The sequence below is a fragment of the Lachnoclostridium sp. An14 genome (assembly GCF_002160755.1).
GTDB lineage: Bacteria > Bacillota > Clostridia > Lachnospirales > Lachnospiraceae > Lachnoclostridium_A.
Genome location: NZ_NFLE01000001.1, coordinates 204,381 through 224,735 on the forward strand (window position 1 = coordinate 204,381; position 20,355 = coordinate 224,735).

Sequence of the window (20,355 nt, forward strand, 5' to 3'; positions counted from 1 at the left end):
CTCTCCTTTGCTTGATAACATGATCGCGGATCAAAGATCCAGGTACGCGCCCTGCTCCCGCAGGCATTTCTGAATTTCCCGTACATCCAGGGCTGTCACGTCTCCATTTCCTCTGGCCGCCAGAGCTGCCGCCACGCCTGCCGCCTGGCCCAAAGCTCCCGCCGTGGGAGTGGTGCGGATGGCCGCCTCCGCCTCAAAGGTGGCGGAAATGCAGCGGCCGCCCACCAAAAGGTTTTCCGCCTCCCGGTTGTAGAGGGTTTCATAGGGAATGCTGTAGTAGGTCCCCATTTCCGAGAGGAAATGGCTGTCCGTCCCCACTCCCTTGGGGTTGTGGATGTCGATGGGGTAGGCGGAATGGGCGATCACGCTGGAAAAGGCCCGCCGGTTTAAAATGTCCTCCGCTGTCAGGGTGTAAGCCCCCACCAGCTGTCTGGATCCCCGCACTCCCACCCGCGGCCCGGTAAACTCCAGCACCGCGTTGGCAAACCCGGGCACATGGGCCCGCAGGAACCGGTCCAGCTGGCAGCACTGCCGCCGTCCCACCTGTTCCGCGTCGCTTAAGCTCACCGCGTCGGTACCGTCGTGATCCAGGATCCTGGTGGTATTTACAATGTACTCCCCTGGACGGCTGGTCTCAAAGCAGAGCACGTCCTCCCGCTTGATGTCTAGCTCCCCTCTCTCGTCCGCCGCCCGGAACTCCTCCTGAAAGCCGCAGAAGGAAAGCCGGCAGACGGTGTCCATCAACTCCTCTTTTCCCTGATGCCTGGAAAAGGATTCGATGTGGGTGCGGATGTGCTCCTTGATGGCCTCCGTATCCACGTTGATGTACTTCATATTCATGGTCATAGGCTGAGCTGCTCCGTCAGACTCCCGTCCCTTGGTCATGGGGAGGCCGGCAAAGGCTGCCAAATCCCCGTCTCCCGTGCCGTCCACAAATACTTTGGCAAACATCCGGTGAAGGCCGTCCTTGTTGCAGACGGTGACGGAACGAAGGCGGTTGCCCTCTCTCTCCACCTCTCCCACGAAGGTGTGAAACAGCACCTGGCATCCGGCCTCAGCCACCATCTCATCCAGCACCAGTTTCAGCCCCTCTGAGTCAAAGGGGGTCAGGTAGCTGATGTACTGCATGGTGTCATAGATGTGGCCGGTGGAGTAGCCCCGGTCCTTCATCCGCTGTACCAGCTCCTCCATGATGCCGCGGATGACCTGTTTCTCCCCCGCGTGAAACGTCATCATCGGGCCCACGCCGCAGCCGGTGAGGGCGCCGCCCAGATAGCCGGTTTCTTCCACCACCAGCACCTTCGCCCCCAGGCGTCCCGCCGCGATGGCTGCCATGGAACCGGAAACTCCGCCTCCGGCTACGAGCACGTCCCACGTCTCGTCGTAGATAACCTCTTTCATACCTGCTCCTTTCTTCCGTTTTGCGGCAGTGATTTTGAATAGTTTTTTCATTGTAAATCACTTTTTCCATCGTCACATTTCATAATTTGTATTATTTTATGAAATATTTTCGATTCAAGCCGCAGTTTTTATGAATTTATACTATCATTATTTTCATAAGCTGTCAATATATATGATTTTATTTTTCAGTTTCTCTCATTCTTTGCAAATACCCCCGACCTGTGCTATACTGGAGTTGTATACAATCAAGGAGGAATTTATGGTATCGGCAGTCGTTTCCAAAATCATCTCCATGCAGCCCAACTTCACTGTGAGCGAAAACACCATCAGCCAGTACGTCATCAACCACGCGGAACAGATCCTCACCACCACCATCACGGCGCTGGCGGAGGAAACCGGCACGTCAGAGGCCAGCATCAACCGGTTCTGCAAAAAGCTGGGCTACAAAGGGTTCAACGGATTAAAGATCGCGCTGGCCCAGGAGAGTTTCTATAACAGTATGGTGGGGGAACCAGCCTCCGCCCAGAGCAATTTCATCGCGTCCATCACCACGGACTACCGCAGTATGCTAAACAACACGGCGGCCATGCTGGATGAGCGCACCGTGTTCAGCGCCGCGGAGATGATCCGCTCCGCGAAAAACATCAATATTTTCGGTCTTTACAGCACCGCTTTCATCGCCAGGGAATTCCGTTTCAAGCTGGAAATGCTGGGTCTGAGGGCGAAAGAGTTTACGGATCCCTTAGGGATGGCCCTGCAGGCCAACAGCATCTCCTCCGGGGACTTATCCATCTTCATCGCCCGCAGCATCATGATGAAGGACATCTACCAGACGGCCAGCGCCTCCATCGACCGGGGCGGGAAAAATCTCACCATCACCAGTGTGGACTCTCCCAAGCTGGGGGATCTCTCCGACTACAAATTTATCGTGTCGGACAAGCTGGCCGCCAACAATTCCATCGTGTTCTCCAACAGCCTGATGTACCTCTACGTCACGGACATCCTCTACAGCGCCCTGCTAAAGAGCGACAAAGGCCTGCGGCAGAAAAAGCTGAGCAGCGACGCCCTGTTAAACAATATGCAGACGGCGGATACCTACGCCTTTGAGTATTAAAGGATTCCGGAGGAAAATGGGTTCCGGCAGGCGTCCGGAGGAAAAAAGCGGATATGACAACGAAACAACATCAGGCCTGGCCTTCCGGGGATTGTTCCAGAAGGCCAGGCCTGATGTTTCATTGTCTTTTTTTATTTAACAGGAAACTTCGTTTCCTGTTAAACAAGAATGCTCCGCAAGGAGGCACACTTTTTTATTTCCGTCCCGGCCCTTACGCCAGGAAAATGCACCACAGCGGAATGGTCACCATGGAGAGCACGGTGGTGAACACCACGCATTTGGAGGCGAATACCTCGTCGCACTGGTATTTAGAGGCCAGGATGGCGCAGGAGCTGGCCGCGGGCATGGCCGCCAGCACCGTGGAGACGCCGGTGACCACCGGATCCAGCCGGAGGGCGGCGCAGGGAAGATAGACCAGGAGGGGAATCCCCACCAGGCGGATCGCCCCGTAGTAGAAATACGTCCACTGAAACATGGAGCGGAATTTTACCCCCGCCAGGAAGGAGCCGATGAGCAGCATGGACACGGCGGTATTGGAGCTGGCCAGGCTGTTCACGGTGGCGTTTAAAAAGCCGGTGAGCCTGGTCTGGGAAAGCATGAGCACCAGTCCGATCTCCACAGCGATGATGCAGGGATGGGTGAGCACTTTTTTTGCCAGCTCCTTTTTGCTGGGGCTTTCCGTAAAATAAGTCAGCCCCGCCGACCACATGAAGATCCGCTGGGGGATCAGGTAGATGGAGGCGTAAAGGAGGCCCAGGCTGCCGAATACCCCTTCCGCGATGGGATTTCCCAGAATCCCGGCGTTGGAGCAGATGGTGGCGTACTGGAGCACTTTTTTGTGTTTTACATCCCCTGTGCGGCGGTAGAGCACAGCGCTTAAGAGAAAGGTTCCCGCCTGGATGGCGGCCGCCACCAGAAGGATGGCCAGACAGCTTTCCAGAATATTCCGGTCAAAGTCGATCTGGAAGGAACGGATGATGCTGGCCGGGAGCGTCACGTCCATCACCAGATCGGTGAGCAGTTTCTGCCCTTCCGGGCGGATCACGCCCCGCCAGGTCAAAAACGCTCCTACAATCATCAGGGAAAACAGCATTCCCTGCATTTCAAAAAGGTTGTCAAAGTTAATCATGATGTTCCGTCCTTTTGGTCTTTCGTAGTCTTTTATAGTATGGAACGAAACGGGGCCGCCGTCAATACGGTTTTTCCCGCTGCAAACATCTCCTATAACGCAAAAGTGTGCGCCGCAGCGCACACTCTCGCAGAAAAACCAGTCTTATTTCTTCGCACGGTTGCGGTTGAAGTTGATGAGGCAGCCGTCCATTACGATCTCTTTCTCGTTATCCGTCATATCGGCCAGGTACAGGGTGATCTCCTTCACCTCCGCTCCTACCACGTAGGCGGTGATGCGGTCTGTGGGGCCTTCCGCCAGCACCTTGCGGATGCCCGGCATGTAGATGTAGTCTCCTACCTCAAACTCCGGCTCCTCCTCCATCTGGAACGGGAGCATTCCCCAGTTCATCACGTTGGAGCGGTAGCGCTTGGTGGCGTACTCCTTACAGATGTTGGCCAGGCCGCCTAACACTCTCTGGCAGCTGGCTGCCTGCTCTCTGGCGGAGCCGTCGCCCGGTTTCACGGCGTAGATCATGCTGCCGATCTCCGTCTCCTCCGCTTTCACGTTCTCCTGGCCCGGAATGGTGCGGATCTTCTCAAATACGGGCACCAGTTCTTCGGCGCCGTTTCCGGAGGTTCTGGCCTTCTCTAAAAGAGCGACCTCCTTGGCACGGCCCACGTACTCCGGATCTCTCCGGGACAGGGTGAACTCCGCCAGTCCCAGGGGATTGGAACGGAAGGAGGACGTCTCGCCGGAGGGGATCAGCTCGTCGGTGGTGGTCACCGGATCCAGGATCTTGGAGCAGACCTTTAAGAGGATGTTGTCCGTGAGGGCTCCCATCTCCGGCCAGTCCTTGATGTTGGGACCGTATACCAGGGACGCGTCCTCCTGGCCCTTGTTAAAGCCAAAGTATACCCGATTGCGGTATACGGTGTCGTCGAAGTGGTACTCCGGCACGTCGCCCCAGCAGTCGAAGGCCTGGGCGGAGGTGAGCACGCCGCCGTTTGCCGCCGTCGCAGCGATGGAGCGGGCGTCCATAAGGGCCACTGCGGACATCTGGCCGTTGCCCGGCTTGGAGCCTTCCCGGTTGGGGAAGTTTCTGGTGGTGTGGCGGATGGAGAGGCCGTTGTTGCAGGGGGTATCTCCGGCGCCAAAGCAGGGGCCGCAGAAGGCGGTGCGGATGATGGCTCCGGCCTCCATTAAGTCGGCGATGGCTCCCTTCTTCACCAGATCCATAAATACCGGCTGGGAGGACGGGTACACTGCCAGGGAGAACTCGCCGCAGCCGCAGTTGCCGCCCTTTAAGGCGTGAGCCGCCTCAATGACGTTGGTGTAGTTGCCGCCTGCGCAGCCGGCGATGACGCCCTGCTGCACGTGGAGCTTTCCGTCACGGATCTTGTCCATGAGGGTGAAGTCGGCGCGGCCGCCTGCGATCCGTTTCGCCTCCTCCTCAACGGTGTGAAGGATGTCCTCCAGGTTGGCGTTTAACTCGTCGATCTCGTAGGTGTTGCTGGGGTGGAACGGAAGGGCGATCATGGGTTTCACCGTGCTCAGATCCACGTAAACCACGCCGTCGTAGTAGGCCACGTCCGCCGGATTTAACTCCTTAAAGTCCTCTCCTCTGCCGTGCTCTGTGAGGAAGGCCTTGGTGTCCTCGTCCGTTCTCCAGATGGAGGATAAGCAGGTGGTCTCCGTGGTCATAACGTCCACGCCGTTGCGGTAATCCGTGGTCATGTGGGAGATTCCGGGGCCTACGAACTCCATCACTTTATTCTTCACATAGCCCTTCTTAAACACGGCGCCGATGATGGCCAGGGCAATATCCTGGGGACCAACGCCGGGCTGAGGCTTTCCGTCCAGATAGATGGCTACCACGCCGGGGTAGGCGATGTCGTAAGTGTCCTTTAACAGCTGTTTTACCAGCTCTCCGCCGCCCTCGCCGATGGCCATGGTGCCCAGGGCACCGTAGCGGGTGTGGCTGTCAGAGCCCAGGATCATTTTCCCGCCGCCGGCCATCATCTCTCTCATGTACTGATGGATGACAGCGATGTGGGGGGGAACGTAGATGCCGCCGTACTTCTTCGCCGCGGACAGGCCGAACATATGATCGTCCTCATTGATGGTTCCGCCTACGGCGCACAGGGAGTTGTGGCAGTTGGTGAGCACGTAGGGGATGGGGAAACGCTCCATTCCCGATGCCTTTGCCGTCTGCACAATGCCTACAAAGGTGATGTCGTGGGAAGTGAGAGCGTCAAACTTGATTTTCAGGTTCTCCATATTTCCTGACGTATTGTGAGCGGACAGGATGGAATAGGCGATGGTTCCTTTTTTCGCCTCCTCCTTGGTCACTGCTTTTCCCGTGAGAGATTCCACTCTTGCGGCCTCCGCCTCCGGCACCAGCTCCGTCTGGTTTACCAGGTACGCGCCGCCTTCATACAATTTCACCATACTAATACCTCCGAACATTTTTGGCGGGGATCTTCGATTCCCCTTTTCAATTTGTTGTCCTTATTATATAATGGAATTGCATATAAGACAAATACTATATCTATGATGACCCTTATAGGATAAATGATATGGAGTGACGATATGACAGACAAAGAACTGATCTATGTAAAAACCATCGCCGAGGAAAAGAGCATTTCCGGGGCCGCCAGGCGGCTGTTCATCTCCCAGCCCTCCTTAAGCCAGTACGTGAAACGGATGGAGCAGGAGCTGGGGACAGAGCTGTTCAAACGGACGCCCGGCGGCCTCATTCTGACCTACGCCGGGGAGCGGTACTACGAGACCGCCGTGCGCATTCTCAACCTGTACGAGAGCCTGGAACGGGAAATCAGCGACATCAACGACCTGAAAACGGGAAAGCTGCAGCTGGGAATTACCAGCCATCTGGGCACCAGCGTGCTCACCCGGGTGCTGCCTGACTTCCACCGGAAATTTCCCAGGGTGGAATGCCTGGTGACGGAGGAAACCTCCAATGTTTTGGAGGACAAGCTGGCCAAGCGGGACCTGGATTTTGCCATTATGCACGCCCCCAAGGACACCTACGCCTCCGGCCTGTCCTATGAGCTCCTTTCCAGGGACCCCTTCCTCATCGTGGCCCCCCAAGGCCATCCCATCGGGGCTCAGGCGAAGAAACGGGACGGGGACTACCCGGAGCTGGATCTCAAGCACCTGAAGGGACAGCCCCTTCTCATGGTGCGCCGGGGACAGCGGATCCGGCAGATCGCCGACTCTCTCTTAAGCCGGGCGGGCATCCACCAGCCGGAAATCCTCCTCTCTCTGAGAAGCTTTGAGACTATCCAGCTCCTCTGCGCCGAGGGCATGGGGTTCACCCTGCTGCCAAAGCAGTATTCCCGCATCCCTTTCCTGCGCCAGAAACCGGACTACTACTCCATCCCGGAGCGGTACGGGGCCTTCTGGGAGCTGTGCATCGCCACCGCCAAGGGGGCGTACCTGTCCCGGGCCGGGGAAATCTTTCTCTCCATGGTGCGGGAGCGGTGCGGAGGGGACGAGGGGCTGTAGCCCTTTTCTACCCGGAATTATTTTACAACAACTACAGGGGCCAAACCTTTCGCTGGCCCCTGTACCGGATTTCCCCTTATGTTACTCTCTCACAATTCTCCCTCAAACGTTTCCGCAACTGCATTACTGCGCCGTATTTTCCATCTGTTTCCATTCCTCCGGCGTATACTTTGTCATGGTAAATCCCGTGTATCCATAGACCAAGCATAAAACCGATGCCACAATATTGAAAAACGCATATGGAATTATGGAAACTACGTTAATATCGAAGGTGGCCGCCACAAACACACCGGCCAGTCCCCAAGGGACAAACGGGCTCAGCAGACAACTTAAATTGTTGACAATTCTGGACGCGTTCTCCGGCCGGTAGCCCAGCTTTTTATAGAGCGGCGTCATCAAAGTGCTGTTTAAAATAATGGAAAAGTAGTTTGTGGATACCACCGCCAGGCAAAGCACGCATCCCACGGCAGATGCCGTAGTCAAGCCAAATCTTGTGCTGATCACCTTGCTGAAGGACTCCACAATTACATCCAGGATCTGAGTCCCTTTCAGAATTCCGCCCATGCCCAAAGAGGCGATGATCATGCTTAACAACTCCAGCATACTACTCACTCCGCCCCGGTTCAGAATCGGATCCAGATATTCATTTCCCGTCTGAATCACAAATCCCGTTGACATGAAGTTTCCGACTTCACTGATGCTGAATCCCTGATAAGCGACGGCAATCACCATTCCAACTACACTTCCCGCGAGAATTGCCGTCAGGGCGGACTGTTTCATAACCAGCAATGCAATCACCACAACCAGGGGAATTAAAGTAATTACGCCCAGATTCATCGTATTCTTCAGGTCTGTGGAAATCATATTCAGCGTCGTATGATCCATCACATTGTCTATAAAAACGAATCCGAAAACGCCATATAAAACCGCGGAAATTCCCACTGCCGGAAGAATTAACTTTAAATTGTGTTTTAAATGTTCCATCAAGGGAACATTACAGGATGACGCGGTCAAAAGTGGCGTATCCGATGCCGGGGAAAGGGCATCTCCCACGTGAGAACCAGCCACAATAGCGCCGACCACCATAGCCGGATTGATACCTAATCCCATTCCCACGCCCAGCATGGCAATTCCAGCTGTGCTCATGGTTCCCCAGGAGGTTCCTGTGGGAATCGACAGCACCGCGCAAAACAGAAACGCCAGGCAGAGAAACATTTTCGGCGTTACCAGGTTTAATCCCCAATAAATCAGTGTGGGAACGGTTCCCGCGCACAGCCAGATCGCAACCATACATCCAATGGAGAGCAAAAGTGCGAACATACTGGCAGAGGACTTAATCATTTCATATATGGTTTCTTCCACATCCGCAATGGAATATCCCAGTTTCACCGCGAACGGCGTCAAAAGAATCCAGGAAAAAAACAATGTAATAATAATTGGAATCTGAAACACCAGCAGCGCTAATACAACAAACAACACAAGCGCTCCCATGGTAATCATAGCATAGCCAAATGACGGCCTGATTTTCGTTTTTTCCATACTAAGTTCCCTCCTATACATAATCGTTAAAGTATCGCTGTCACTTCTTTTTTACCGGCAAAAAATACTTATATATCTGTTTGGAAATCAGCGCTGCAGCTACTCCGATGAAAAGTGCCGTTAAAACATAAGGAATATGCCTGCATTTTTGCGAAAATACGCCTATCACCACCGCAAATTGCAGGGGAACTACAGCACCTTTTGTCTTTGGAAGAAAAAACAGGTTCGCTCCTTCTATGACAAAACTGACCACTCCAAAACTCACTGCCCTTGAGATTGCCGCCTGCAGGGGAAACTGCCAAAAGACCATTTCCAATCCCACATATCCCGCCACCCATATAAGGCCCACAGCCAGACTGCATACATAATGTCCAGCCTTCTTCCACTCCGCTCCCACAGCGTAAGTGACGGTAAACCCCAGAAACGTGCAGTATAAAAGCTCCGCCATCGGCGCCGGTACGATTTCATAAAACAGTTTTATAAGACCGAATAGTATCCCATTTAGTGCGCAGGCCCATATCTGATTCCTCATAGATGCGTTTAAACCTCTCCCGCGCATAAATCACGATATACCTTTGCCATTCGCCACAGTCCCATTTCCAGTGTATCTCTGGGACAGGCCAAATTCATGCGGATATACCCCTCTCCTCCGGTTCCAAGGGCAGCTCCGTCATTTACCAGAATGTGTCCCTCGTTCAAAAAGGCGTCTGCGATTTTTTCAGACGGCAAATGAAGGTTTCTCATATCAATCCATCCAAAATATGTAGAATCCGCCTCCGCCACACTCGCTCCCGGCATTTGTTCTTTCACAAATTCTGTCAAATACTCATGGTTTTTCTTTACATACACCATAAAATCCTTTAACCAGCCATCGCAGGAACCGCTACAGGTTTCCTCCGTAATCGCCAAACCAACAATATTGATGGCGTAATCCAAGTCTGTCTTATGCAGTGACTTTTTATATTTTTCCTGCATCTGCGGATTTTCAATGATGGTAAATGACTGATTTACCCCTGTGGTATTATAGCATTTGCTAGGCGAATAACAGGTAATTGAAATCTGACTCAACTCCTTGGATAGGGAGGCGATTGGGGTATATGAGACACCGGAATATACCATTCCGTAATAAATGTCATCTGACAAAATATACACTCCGTGACTCAGGCAAATATCTCCCAGACGTTGTAGCTCCGCCGCGGTCCATGCCCGTCCCACCGGATTATGAGGATTGCAGATCCACAAGATTTTTGTTTTCTCCGTAATACACCTCTCCAACTGCTCATAATCCATCTCATACCGGCCATCCACAACTTTTAATGGGTTGCTGACCGGCACTCTCCCATTATCTTTTACAAGTTGGGTAAAGCGGGCGTGAACCGGCGTCTGGATAATCACCTCGTCTCTCCCGGTTCCGAAAAGGCGTCCATGGCTGTAATGCAGGCCATGTAAATCCCCACATGAGGCGTAACGGACTCTTTTCCATTGATTTTCCAGCTAGCAAGCCGTTCCAGCCACTGCTCTATGGTCTGATAATAACTGTCCCGGATATGGGGATAGCCGAGATGACCGGCATCTGCAACTCCTCTGATTGCATCCAAAACAGGTTCCGGGCTGTGATAATCCATATCCGCTGTGCCAAACGACAGCAAATCCTGAAATCCCGTGCGCTCTATCTCGTATTCCCACTTTTTCCTGCTCAAATTGCCCGTGTCCATATGACTGTCAAACTGATAACTCATACCGCGTTCCTCCTCACTTGGCGCAAAACATTTTTTCCATACGGTCCACCGCTTCCCGAAGCACCTGTTCCGTAACGCCAAAGTTCAACCGGATAAAGCCTCTCCCCTCCTCTCCGTGATCCAACCCGTTATTCAAGCTGATTCCCGCTTTTTCTAAAAAGACTTTTCCTAATTGTTCCGGTTCGATTCCCGTTTTTCTGCAGTCAATCCAATAAAGAAAACCGGCTTCCGGTTTCAACGGAATAAGGGGAAGCTGTTTTTCTTCAACCAGTTCTGCAAACAGATCGCGGTTCCTCTTTAAATAGGCATTTGCCTCCTCCAGCCACTCATCTCCCCCTCCCGCAGCAATCGCTGTGACGGCGGCGATGCTGAAGGAATTGACCGCATAGTGGAAATCGTAGGGAATGAGATAATCATCCCAGCGTTTTCTCAGCCCTTCATCCGCGATCAGCAGCATCGCATAAGGCAGGCTCATCATATTGAATCCTTTGCTGAAACTGAAAAGCTGAATGGAAATTTTTCTCGCTGTCTCTGATACATCCATAATCGGAATATGTTTATGTCCATCGTATGTAATTAAAAAATGTACCTCGTCGGACAAAATTATAACCTTGTACCGGTCGCAGATCTCCACCATCCTTTGCAATTCTTCCAGAGTAAACACCCGGCCGGTGGGATTCTGTGGGCTTACTAAAATGAACATTGACGGACGGTATGTCCGTATTTTCTCCTCAAAATCCTCCAGATCCAGTTCATATCTGCCATTTTTCAAGATCATCGGGTTGGTTAAGAAATGGCATCCGGCCCCTTCGATGGCCGCCTTGATCGGAGTAAAATAAGGCGACTGCATAAGCACATAATCTCCCAGACGGCAGTATGCTCCCAGCGCCAGCCGGATGGAGCCAATCGTGCTCGGAAGTTCCCGAATCCATTCCCGTTTTACATCCATCTGATGTTTTCTCTTAAACCAGTCCATGACGGCTGCATAGTAGGAATCCGGTTTTTTCCGGTAATTAAACGTGTTTTCTTCACAGACCAGCTGGGTGGCCTCCTTTACGCAGGGCGGACAAGTGTAGTCCAGATCTGCCGTTCCCATCCCTAAAACATCCTCCCGTCCTTCCGGCTGCTCCCACCGATAAGAATGGTTATACCTGTGATCCAAAGTTTTGTCAAAATTGTATTTCATACCCTTTCTCCTCTCCATTTTTTTATTTATTTTGCATCACCGTTTCGATGACTATAGTATATAGCATTCACATTTCAAATAAAAATGCCGGTACTCTATATTAAATATCAGTTTTAAACATATTTTTTTCATTGAAAAGAGGGGAGCCATCTTTTATAATGAAACTACCAGGAATAAAACGTTGGAAATCCGGCGAAATGTCTGCCTGCGGAAGAATGTCTGACCTTGGAAACAGCCAGGAATAGGAGCGGAATCAAATGACCCTGTTAGATATTGAGACATTTTTAGCTGTTGTAAAATACGGAAACCTTTCCGTTGCTGCCCAGAATCTTTTCATCTCTCAACCGGCTCTGACCCGGCGCCTGCAATACATGGAGCAGGAATTAGGCTATCCTCTCATCGTGCGTCAAAAAGGCCACCGTGCCGTTCAGCTCACGGAACAGGGCAGGGAATTCTACCGAATTGCGTGGAAATGGCAGCTGCTTTTGGAAGAAACAAACTCCATTTCTTTTTCCGGACAACGGGAATTACTTTCCGTGGCGGCGGTAAACAGCGTAGGACGCTATTTACTGGCGCCTGTATTTCCTGAGTTTTTTTCTCACAAATTCCGCCTGCGTCTCTACAACGCATTTTCAGAAGACGCCTATCAATATATGGAGCAGGGGCTTTATGACCTGGCATTTATCGAGCAGCAGGACTTTATTCACAAAAATGCCCATGGGATTTTCACAAAACCGGCTTTTTCAGAATCCTTTGTGATTGCCTCCTATCAGGAATTGCCGGTGGAAGACGGGGGCGTTTTGGCCCGTTCTCTGAAACCGGAACAGGAAATCTATGTGCCGTGGAACAACGAATTCAAATTTTGGCATTCTGACCGTTTCAACAACCGCATATCCCCTGTGGTGTTTCTTGAAGATGTGTCTTTACTGGAATGTTTTCTTCTGGATGAACGATGGGTGGTCGTTCCCGCCGCCATGGGGAGGTACTTGGAAAGCAAGGGCGCTCATGTATATTCCATTTCTGATGCCCCTCCAAACAGGATTATTTACTATTTGACGAAAGGGGATAAAAAAGAAACTCCCATCAAGCTGCTAATCTCTTTATTGGATCAATACCTGCGCGCAACGTTTCACAATGAGATAAAATCCTTATTGCGGGATGGGGAAACATAGCTTTTATCCTGCGTTTATAAATCGAAAAAGGCAGAAGGTCCGGATGGAAACCATCCGTCTTCTGCCTTTTTCGGCAAGCAACCATAAACTCTGAAAAATCCGCCCGCCAAAACCCTTACCGTTTTTTATTTCCCCGGAAAGCCCCGGATGGCGGCGATATAGATGGGCGCGCTTGTGCGCACAGATATATCGGCATCAGACGGGCAAGACGGCATGAGAAAGGAGGGCGACAGCCCGGATTTCGAATACCGTCGGCAGATGGCGGGAACGCCGTAGGCGTGGAGCCATCTGGCTTTCATGATTGATGATGACCGCGTGAGCGGTCATATCCGTTTACTCTCCCACAATGTCAATCTGACAGGCTTTCATGGCCTCCAGGGCATTTCTGTGGCTCTCCGGCGTCACGCCGGCGCAGCAGGAGGCGTCCACGGTGATGGGGGTGCCGGGGAATACGGTGCGCAGGATCATGGCGTTGGCGATGACGCAGATGTCGGTGCACAGGCCCACAAATTCCACGCTCTCATACTCTCCCTTCTCCAGATCCCTGGCCATGGCCACACAGCCGAAGGTGGATTTCTCATACCGTTTCCCCGCATAGCCCTCCAAAGACGGATGCAGTTTCCAGCCGTCCGTGTCCTTCACGCAGTGGGGCACCGGCAGCCGTTTTCCCTCCAGGGTCTCCAGATAATTGGCGAAATGGGTGTCCAGGGTGAACACCACCTCTCCCTCCCGGTCGGTCTCATACTGGCGGATCTTCTCCTCCACCCGCCCCACAATGGCCTGAGCCTCCTTGGTGCCCAGACTTCCGTCAATAAAATCGTTCTGCATATCCACTACTACTAATAACCGTTTCACAGATCATTCTCCTTTGTATTCCTATGTTTACCATATTTTTCGTTCTTTATTCTAGCACAGGAGGGCGGCCGGTTCAAGACGGGCAGCCGGTTCCCGCGAAAATCTGCGAAAATCCACGCGAACATACCAGCCCCAGCCGGCCGTTCCACCCGGAAAAACCGTTCCCAGGCTCCGGAAAAAGCCGGAAAAAAGCCTGGAAAAACGGCAGACTGGAGGCCAGCCTGCCATCCGGCGGGAAAAAAGGGATTGACAAACGGCCCATTTCGTATTAGGATAAGAAAAACATAAAGAGAAACCGTTGAGAAAGAGGAGTAAGCCTTTTCACAAGATCTCAGAGAGCTGTGCGTTGGTGGGAGCACGGTATGGCGTGGCTGGCTGAATGGACTTTCGAGGGCGGTCCTGAACCGGGCAGACCGACAGTATGGACCGACGGAAACCGCGACCGTTATCAAGGCGGCATATATGTTAGTATATGAAAGAAGTGGACTTTTCAGTCAAGTTTGAGTGGCACCGCGGATTGGTTAATTCGTCTCAGGCATAAGTAATTATGCCTGGGACTTTTTGTTTTTCGCAGAAAAACGAGCGGATTATGAATGTTTCCCAGGATTGCGGGAGTGCGCAGCACGAAGCAATCCGTATCCCCGCGCAAAAACCTCCGCCCCAGCCCCTCTCCCCCACTTCCTTCCGTCTAACAAAACTTTTGTAAAAAAGTGTGCGCTTGGCGCACACTCGCGCCGGAGCGCGGCTGCGCCAGCAGCCATATTCCTTTGCGCGGAGTGCGCCTCCTTGCGGAGCATTCTTATTTAACAGGAAACGCAGTTTCCTGTTAAATAAAAAATTTTATCAAACGGAGGAAACCACTATGATGAAGAAAACAATCGCAGCCCTTATGATCACCGCCATGACCGCAACTGCCATGACCGCCTGCGGAGGAAACTCCGGCCAGACATCCACCAGCGCCGCCCCGGAAACCACGGCCGCAGAGACAGACGCCGCAGCCGGCGATACCCAGGCGGCATCTGACAGCGGAGCAACCGCCCTGGCGGACGGGGAATACACCATCGGCATCGGCCAGTTTGCCGTCCACGGCTCCTTAGACAACTGCCGGGAGGGCTTTTTGCAGGGGCTGGCGGAGGCCGGCATCGTGGAGGGGGAAAACCTGACTGTTCTCTATGAAAACGCCAACACAGACGGCGGCATGGGCACCCAGATCATCAGCAATTTCATGTCCAAGGACGTGGATCTGATCTGTGCCATCGCCACCCCCATGGCTCAGACAGCATACGGCGCCACCAAGCGGGCGGACGTTCCCGTCATCTACACCGCCGTTACCGACCCGGTTCTGGCAATGCTGGCCACGGAAGACCGGATGCCGGTGGGAAATATCACCGGCACCAGCGACAAGCTCCCGGTGGAGGAACAGCTGCAGATGATCCGGGAAATCCTTCCTGACGCCAAGACCATCGGCATCCTGTACAGCACCAGCGAGGTCAACTCCCAGGCTACCTTAGAGGAGTACAAGGCCGCAGCCCCGGAATTTGGCTTTGAGATCGTGGAAACCGGCGTCTCCGGAGCCGCCGACATCCCTCTGGCCACCGACAACCTTTTAGAGAAGGTGGACTGCTTAAACAACCTGACGGACAACACCGTAGTCAGCTCCCTGCCCATGATCTTAGATAAAGCCAACAAAAAAGGCATCCCCGTATTCGGCAGCGAGGTGGAGCAGGTGAAGATCGGCTGCCTGGCCTCCATGGGACTGGACTACATCGAGCTTGGCAAGCAGACCGGCCACATGGCGGCCCAGGTGCTCACCGGCCAGGCCCAGGCGTCAGAGCTGCCCTTTGAGATCATTGAGCAGGCGTCCTTCTACGGCAACACCGCAGTGGCGGAAAACCTGGGAATTACCCTTCCGGAAGAACTCACCTCCTCCGCGGCGGAGATGTTTGATTCCATCACCAACTAATACATTACGGAGGTCAGTCCTATGTCCATCATACTGGGTATTTTAGAAGAAGGTCTTATTTACGCCATCCTGGCTCTGGGGGTGTACATCACCTATTCCATCCTGGATTTCCCCGACCTGTCCGTAGACAGCACCTTCCCCATGGGGGCGGCTGTGACGGCGGCGCTGCTTTTGGCTGGCGTTCCCTCCCCCGCGGCCCTGGGAATCTCCTTTGTCTGCGGCGTGCTGGCAGGCATCGTCACGGGACTCATCCATGTGAAACTGAAGGTGGTGGATCTGCTCTCCGGTATCATCGTCATGACCGGCCTCTATTCCATCAACTTAGCCATCGCCGGCGGGGCGAACCTGGCGTTTTTCGGCCAGGATACCATTTTTGAAAATGGCCTCACCGCCCCGCTCCTCTCCTCCCCCGCCGGGGATTTCACCGTGACCATCATCTCCTTCGTGGTGGTGATGGCGGTGAAACTGCTGCTGGACGCCTACTTAAAGACACGCTCCGGCTACCTGCTGCGGGCCGCCGGGGACAATGACACCCTGGTGACCTCCTTAGCCAAGGACAAGGGCACTGTAAAGATCATCGGCCTGGCCCTGGCAAACGGCCTGGTGGCCCTCTCCGGCAGCGTCTACTGTCAGAAACAGGGGTTTTTCGAGATTTCCACGGGAACCGGCTCCATCGTCATCGGCCTGGCCAGTGTCATCATCGGCACCAAGCTGTTTAAGCGGGCCTCTTTTTTAAAGACCACCACGGCGGTGATCATCGGAAGCATTCTCTACAAGGCCTGCATCGCCGCGGCCATGGCCATCGGCATTTTCAAGACTTCTTATATGAAGTTTGTGACGGCGGCGCTGTTTTTGATCATCCTGGTCATCAGCAACCAGAGTAAAAAGAAGGGGGCGGCCTGATATGCTGGAGCTTACCAACATCAACAAATATTACAACCAGGGCACCGTAAACGAGATGTGCCTGTTTGAAAATTTTTCTCTCACCATCGGCGACGGGGAATTCGTGTCCGTGGTGGGGAGCAACGGTTCGGGAAAAACGTCCATGCTCAACATCATCTGCGGCAGCATTCCCGTGGACAGCGGCACCATCTCCATCGGCGGAAAGGACATCACAAAAATGCCGGAGCACCGGCGGCTGCGCACCATCGGCCGGGTGTACCAGAATCCCGCCATGGGCACCTGCCCTTCCATGACCATTTTGGAAAATATGGCCATGGCAGACACCAAGGGAAAATCCTTCAACCTCCGTCCCGGCACGGACAAACGGCGGATCGACTACTACCGGGACAGCTTAAAGGTGCTGGGGCTGGGACTGGAAGATAAGCTGGACGTGAAGGTAGGGGTGCTTTCCGGCGGACAGCGCCAGGCCATGGCCTTGCTCATGTCCACCATGACCCCCATTGAATTCCTCATTTTAGACGAGCACACGGCGGCCCTGGATCCGAAGACGGCGGAGACCATCATGGAACTCACCGGCCGCATTGTGGAGGAGAAAAAGCTCACCACCATCATGGTCACCCACAACCTGCGCTACGCGGCGGACTACGGAAACCGCCTGCTGATGATGCACCAGGGAAAGGTGATCTTAGACAAAACGGGAGAACGAAAACAGGAGACCCACACGGAGGATCTCCTGGCTCTGTTCAACGAAATCAGCGTGGAGTGCGGAAACTAGGTTTCCCACTCCTTTTTTTGTCTTAGTGGGGAACTTGCGTTCCCTATGACGGAAAAACCTCCGGCGGATGGGCACTGTTGATTCCTCTCCCGGTACGCCTTTGGAGAACAACCCGTTTTTTCTTTAAAGCATTTTCCAAAATGGCTCATCTGATGAAAACCCACGGCTGCGGCGATATTGCCCACGGGCTCATCGGTTCCCGCCAAAAGCTCCGCGGCCTTTGATAAGCGGTATTCTGTCAAGTACCGGCAGGGCGTCGTATTGACACACAGCCTAAAGCAGCGGGAGCACTCCGATTTACTGATATTCGCGCTTGCGGCCAGGTCTGCCAGCGTAAGATCCTCTCCATAGTGTTCCTCAATGAAACGGAGCATTTTCCTCATGCGAACCGAAATCCCCTGTTCCTTCTGTTTCGGAGGAACCGCAATATGTTTCTGCATCACCAGCCAGATCGTGGAAAGGAGAACCAACACCTCATACACATAAAAATCGGTCTTATTCCGTTCCAATTCTGCCAGCTGCCGCAGGCGTTCCGTTATCTCCCCGTGCCACGGATCCGCGGAGGCAATGCGGACGAAGGGAAGGCGGTCATTGGCAGCCACGCGGTCCACAAACTCCTTCGCAGGGCTTCCGGCATAAAATTCCAGAAAATACGCCGGGAAAATAAAGCTGTTGTAATGACAGCCCCTGATCTGCTCTACCAAATGCACCACATTCTGATTGATAAAAATTGCCTCTCCCCCATTGATCTGAACCGAACCGTCAAGGGTCCGCACCTCAAGGATTCCGTCCAGCACATAGATAAACTGGAAATCCTCATGCCAGTGCATCACCTGAAACCCAGGGGTTCGGGGAGCGGACTGATCTCCCGCCACCTCCAGGACAAGATAGGGAAAATCCGTGTTGATATTCAAATTGACCGAGTTCGTATAAGCATCTCTGTTCATGACCACAGCTCTCTCTTTTGGGAATTTTACGATAGTATTGGGCGATTTTTTCATAGTTTATCCCATTTTTTTATGATAAAATTATAATATGATACCAGGGTCAAAAGGTCGGAAATCCGATGTAAGCTTGCTCGCAAGAGGATTTTTGACCTTGGGACCCGCCAAAAACATTCATAAGCAGCCATTTTTCGTAGAAAAAGGAGCGGATTATGAATGTTTCCCAGGATTGCGGGAGCACGTAATGTGAAGCAATCCGGTATCATAGGGGTTAAAATACCTTTTGCCCCCTACATCATAATATTTCCGGAAGAAACGGTCAAGGCGGCAAGGAGGGAATGAATTGTATTTTTTATACGGCGACAAAGAAACAGAGTATCTGAAACGCAAAGATAAGGTTTTAGGCGCAGTGATCGAGACCATCGGCCATATTGACCGGGAGGCGGACGACGATTTGTTCTCCTCTGTGATTCATCACATCATCGGACAGCAAATCTCCACAAAAGCGCAGACCACCATCTGGCAGCGCATGAAAGACCGGTTTGGGGAAATAAACGCCGCCACTGTATCGACGGCTGATCTTGCAGCATTGCAGTCCCTCGGCATGACGTTTCGCAAAGCGGAATACATCAGGGATTTTGCGGAAAAGGTGCAGAACGGAGAGTTTGATTTAGAGCATATTTCCCGGCTGCCGGACAGTGAGGCCATTGCAGCCTTAGCCTCTTTGAAAGGCATCGGAGTATGGACGGCGGAAATGATTTTGCTGTTCTGTTTGCAGCGGCCTGATATTTTCAGTTTTGATGATTTGGCAATCCAGCGGGGGCTGCGCATGGTCTACCACCACAGGACCATCGACCGCAAATTGTTTGAAAAATACCGCAGGCGGTTCACTCCTTACGGCAGCGTTGCCAGCCTGTATTTATGGGCTGTGGCAGGCGGCGCCATTCCGGACATGAAGGACAGAGCGCCGAAGAAACAGAGCGGCCGTGGGACAGGAAAAAAGAGAGCCGGCCACAAAGGCGGTGCGAACCGGGAACTTTAAAAACAGGAGGAGAAAACATGGCAAACGTGATTGTTTTATTTGAAGTGAAACCCACAGAAACCGGAATGAAAAAATATCTTGACCTTGCCGCTATGCTGAAACCAATGCTGGCGGGCTTTGAGGGCTTTATCCGGGCAGAACGGTTTTCCAGCCTGAATGAGGATGGAAAGCTGCTGTCCATGAACGTGTGGACGGATGAAAACGCGGTGGAACGCTGGCGAAATGTTATGCAGCACCGCATGAGCCAGAAGGAAGGACGGGAAAACCTGTTGAAAGTTATAAAATAACTGTCTGCTCTGAAATCCGCTCCTATACGGATCAGGACCGTTTACAGGCCCCCCGGGATTCCAATCAATATTTTGACATGGAGGAATCATATGCAGTACATTAGTCATTACTCGTCCCCCCTGGGAACCATCCTGCTGGCCGCAGATGAAATCGGTTTAACCGGCCTGTGGTTTGAGGGGCAGAAATACTTCGCCCTTTATCTGGACAAAGAGCACGAAGAAAAGGAACTACCCGTATTGAAACAGGCAAAAACATGGCTTGACATCTATTTTTCCGGCAGGGAGCCGGATTTTAAAGTGCCGCTCCATTTTACCGGCACGGACTTTCAAAATGAAGTGTGGGAAATCCTCTACTCCATTCCCTATGGGCAGACCACGACCTATGGAGAAATCGCCAAGCAGCTCGCTGCCAGCCGCGGGCTGAAACGGATGTCCGCGCAGGCGGTTGGAGGCGCTGTGGGGCGCAATGAAATTTCCATTATTGTCCCCTGTCACCGGGTGGTGGGAAGCAGCGGTAGCCTGACGGGATACGCCGGAGGAATTGATAAAAAGATCGAACTTCTCAAATTAGAAGGCGCATGGAAAAAGGAATACTTTGTGCCGAAACACAGCACGGCACCTTAAAATACCGGGATAAAACCGCTGGTTTCATAAAAATAGGACATTTCAGCCGCCAGGCCAATTCGACGCGACGAACACGCGTCGGATTGGCCTGGCAAATTTTGATATATCCGCAGGTTCTCAGGGTGTGATCTTATGATCCTACTGATAAATATTGATCAAATAGGATCCTGTCACA

Annotated in this window: 19 protein-coding genes and 1 other annotated feature; of the genes, 9 read left to right on the plus strand and 10 right to left on the minus strand. The window is 52.8% G+C overall.

Annotated features, from left to right (window positions below; genetic code table 11):
- Window positions 1-30 precede the first annotated feature (30 nt).
- On the minus strand, window positions 31-1,401 hold the full coding sequence (locus B5E84_RS00955; RefSeq protein WP_087217846.1) for an FAD-dependent oxidoreductase: 1,371 nt from the start codon (window positions 1,399-1,401) through the stop codon (window positions 31-33).
- 259 nt (window positions 1,402-1,660) lie between these two features.
- Between B5E84_RS00955 and B5E84_RS00960 the strand changes: the two genes are divergently transcribed.
- Window positions 1,661-2,515: a MurR/RpiR family transcriptional regulator gene (locus B5E84_RS00960; protein WP_087217848.1), complete on the plus strand. Its 855-nt coding sequence runs from the start codon at window positions 1,661-1,663 to the stop codon at window positions 2,513-2,515.
- A gap of 211 nt (window positions 2,516-2,726) precedes the next feature.
- Here the strand turns inward: B5E84_RS00960 and B5E84_RS00965 are convergent, their stop codons facing one another.
- The gene (locus B5E84_RS00965) at window positions 2,727-3,644 is read right to left on the minus strand and encodes an AEC family transporter (RefSeq protein WP_242963203.1); all 918 of its coding nucleotides are present in this window, start codon (window positions 3,642-3,644) and stop codon (window positions 2,727-2,729) included.
- Window positions 3,645-3,788: 144 nt separating this feature from the next.
- The gene (locus B5E84_RS00970) at window positions 3,789-6,074 is read right to left on the minus strand and encodes a hydratase (RefSeq protein WP_087217850.1); all 2,286 of its coding nucleotides are present in this window, start codon (window positions 6,072-6,074) and stop codon (window positions 3,789-3,791) included.
- A gap of 141 nt (window positions 6,075-6,215) precedes the next feature.
- Between B5E84_RS00970 and B5E84_RS00975 the strand changes: the two genes are divergently transcribed.
- Window positions 6,216-7,151: a LysR family transcriptional regulator gene (locus tag B5E84_RS00975; protein WP_087217852.1), complete on the plus strand. Its 936-nt coding sequence runs from the start codon at window positions 6,216-6,218 to the stop codon at window positions 7,149-7,151.
- Window positions 7,152-7,274: 123 nt separating this feature from the next.
- Here B5E84_RS00975 and B5E84_RS00980 read toward each other — a convergent pair whose 3' ends face one another.
- Genes B5E84_RS00980 through B5E84_RS01000 form a run of 5 tightly spaced genes read right to left on the minus strand, consistent with a single transcriptional unit; the run spans window position 7,275 to window position 11,615 of the window.
- A complete protein-coding gene (locus B5E84_RS00980; protein WP_162612783.1) occupies window positions 7,275-8,690 on the minus strand; it encodes a Na+/H+ antiporter NhaC family protein in 1,416 nt (471 codons plus the stop codon).
- 40 nt (window positions 8,691-8,730) lie between these two features.
- A complete protein-coding gene (locus tag B5E84_RS00985; RefSeq protein WP_087217856.1) occupies window positions 8,731-9,222 on the minus strand; it encodes a hypothetical protein in 492 nt (163 codons plus the stop codon).
- 8 nt (window positions 9,223-9,230) lie between these two features.
- Window positions 9,231-10,085, minus strand: a complete 855-nt coding sequence (locus B5E84_RS00990) for a MalY/PatB family protein (protein ID WP_162612784.1) — start codon at window positions 10,083-10,085, stop codon at window positions 9,231-9,233.
- Window positions 10,082-10,429 (minus strand): beta C-S lyase family protein, encoded by a 348-nt coding sequence (locus tag B5E84_RS00995; protein WP_087217860.1) that lies wholly within the window; start codon window positions 10,427-10,429, stop codon window positions 10,082-10,084. The genes B5E84_RS00990 and B5E84_RS00995 overlap by 4 nt, the downstream gene beginning before the upstream one ends.
- Window positions 10,430-10,442: 13 nt before the next feature.
- Window positions 10,443-11,615, minus strand: coding sequence for a MalY/PatB family protein (locus B5E84_RS01000; protein WP_087217862.1), 1,173 nt, complete (start codon window positions 11,613-11,615; stop codon window positions 10,443-10,445).
- A gap of 257 nt (window positions 11,616-11,872) precedes the next feature.
- Here B5E84_RS01000 and B5E84_RS01005 point away from each other — a divergent pair, with 257 nt between their 5' ends.
- On the plus strand, window positions 11,873-12,787 hold the full coding sequence (locus tag B5E84_RS01005; protein ID WP_087217864.1) for a LysR family transcriptional regulator: 915 nt from the start codon (window positions 11,873-11,875) through the stop codon (window positions 12,785-12,787).
- A 333-nt stretch (window positions 12,788-13,120) separates the two neighbouring features.
- Here the strand turns inward: B5E84_RS01005 and B5E84_RS01010 are convergent, their stop codons facing one another.
- Window positions 13,121-13,642, minus strand: coding sequence for a cysteine hydrolase family protein (locus B5E84_RS01010; protein WP_087217866.1), 522 nt, complete (start codon window positions 13,640-13,642; stop codon window positions 13,121-13,123).
- Window positions 13,643-13,931: 289 nt separating this feature from the next.
- Window positions 13,932-14,179 (plus strand) — a binding site (T-box leader).
- Between the two features lie 328 nt (window positions 14,180-14,507).
- On the opposite strand from B5E84_RS01010, the gene B5E84_RS01020 reads away from it, so the two are divergent.
- From B5E84_RS01020 to B5E84_RS01030, 3 genes are read left to right on the plus strand one after another with little or no spacing between them, the layout of a single operon-like run.
- Entirely contained in the window at window positions 14,508-15,605 is a 1,098-nt protein-coding gene (locus B5E84_RS01020; RefSeq protein ID WP_204248522.1) for an ABC transporter substrate-binding protein, read from the plus strand.
- A gap of 21 nt (window positions 15,606-15,626) precedes the next feature.
- The gene (locus B5E84_RS01025) at window positions 15,627-16,508 is read left to right on the plus strand and encodes an ABC transporter permease (RefSeq protein ID WP_087217872.1); all 882 of its coding nucleotides are present in this window, start codon (window positions 15,627-15,629) and stop codon (window positions 16,506-16,508) included.
- Window position 16,509: 1 nt separating this feature from the next.
- Window positions 16,510-17,283 carry an ABC transporter ATP-binding protein gene (locus B5E84_RS01030; protein WP_087217874.1) on the plus strand — a complete coding sequence of 258 codons (774 nt, stop codon included), beginning with the start codon at window positions 16,510-16,512 and terminating at the stop codon, window positions 17,281-17,283.
- Here the strand turns inward: B5E84_RS01030 and B5E84_RS01035 are convergent.
- Window positions 17,280-18,230, minus strand: coding sequence for a helix-turn-helix domain-containing protein (locus B5E84_RS01035; protein WP_087217876.1), 951 nt, complete (start codon window positions 18,228-18,230; stop codon window positions 17,280-17,282). The genes B5E84_RS01030 and B5E84_RS01035 overlap by 4 nt on opposite strands.
- 340 nt (window positions 18,231-18,570) lie before the next feature.
- On the opposite strand from B5E84_RS01035, the gene B5E84_RS01040 reads away from it, so the two are divergent.
- From B5E84_RS01040 to B5E84_RS01050, 3 genes are all read left to right on the plus strand, one after another.
- Window positions 18,571-19,269 (plus strand): DNA-3-methyladenine glycosylase family protein, encoded by a 699-nt coding sequence (locus B5E84_RS01040; protein ID WP_087217878.1) that lies wholly within the window; start codon window positions 18,571-18,573, stop codon window positions 19,267-19,269.
- A 17-nt stretch (window positions 19,270-19,286) separates the two neighbouring features.
- On the plus strand, window positions 19,287-19,556 hold the full coding sequence (locus tag B5E84_RS01045; RefSeq protein ID WP_242963205.1) for an antibiotic biosynthesis monooxygenase family protein: 270 nt from the start codon (window positions 19,287-19,289) through the stop codon (window positions 19,554-19,556).
- Window positions 19,557-19,646: 90 nt separating this feature from the next.
- Window positions 19,647-20,180, plus strand: coding sequence for a methylated-DNA--[protein]-cysteine S-methyltransferase (locus tag B5E84_RS01050; RefSeq protein ID WP_087217881.1), 534 nt, complete (start codon window positions 19,647-19,649; stop codon window positions 20,178-20,180).
- Window positions 20,181-20,355: the final 175 nt, after the last annotated feature.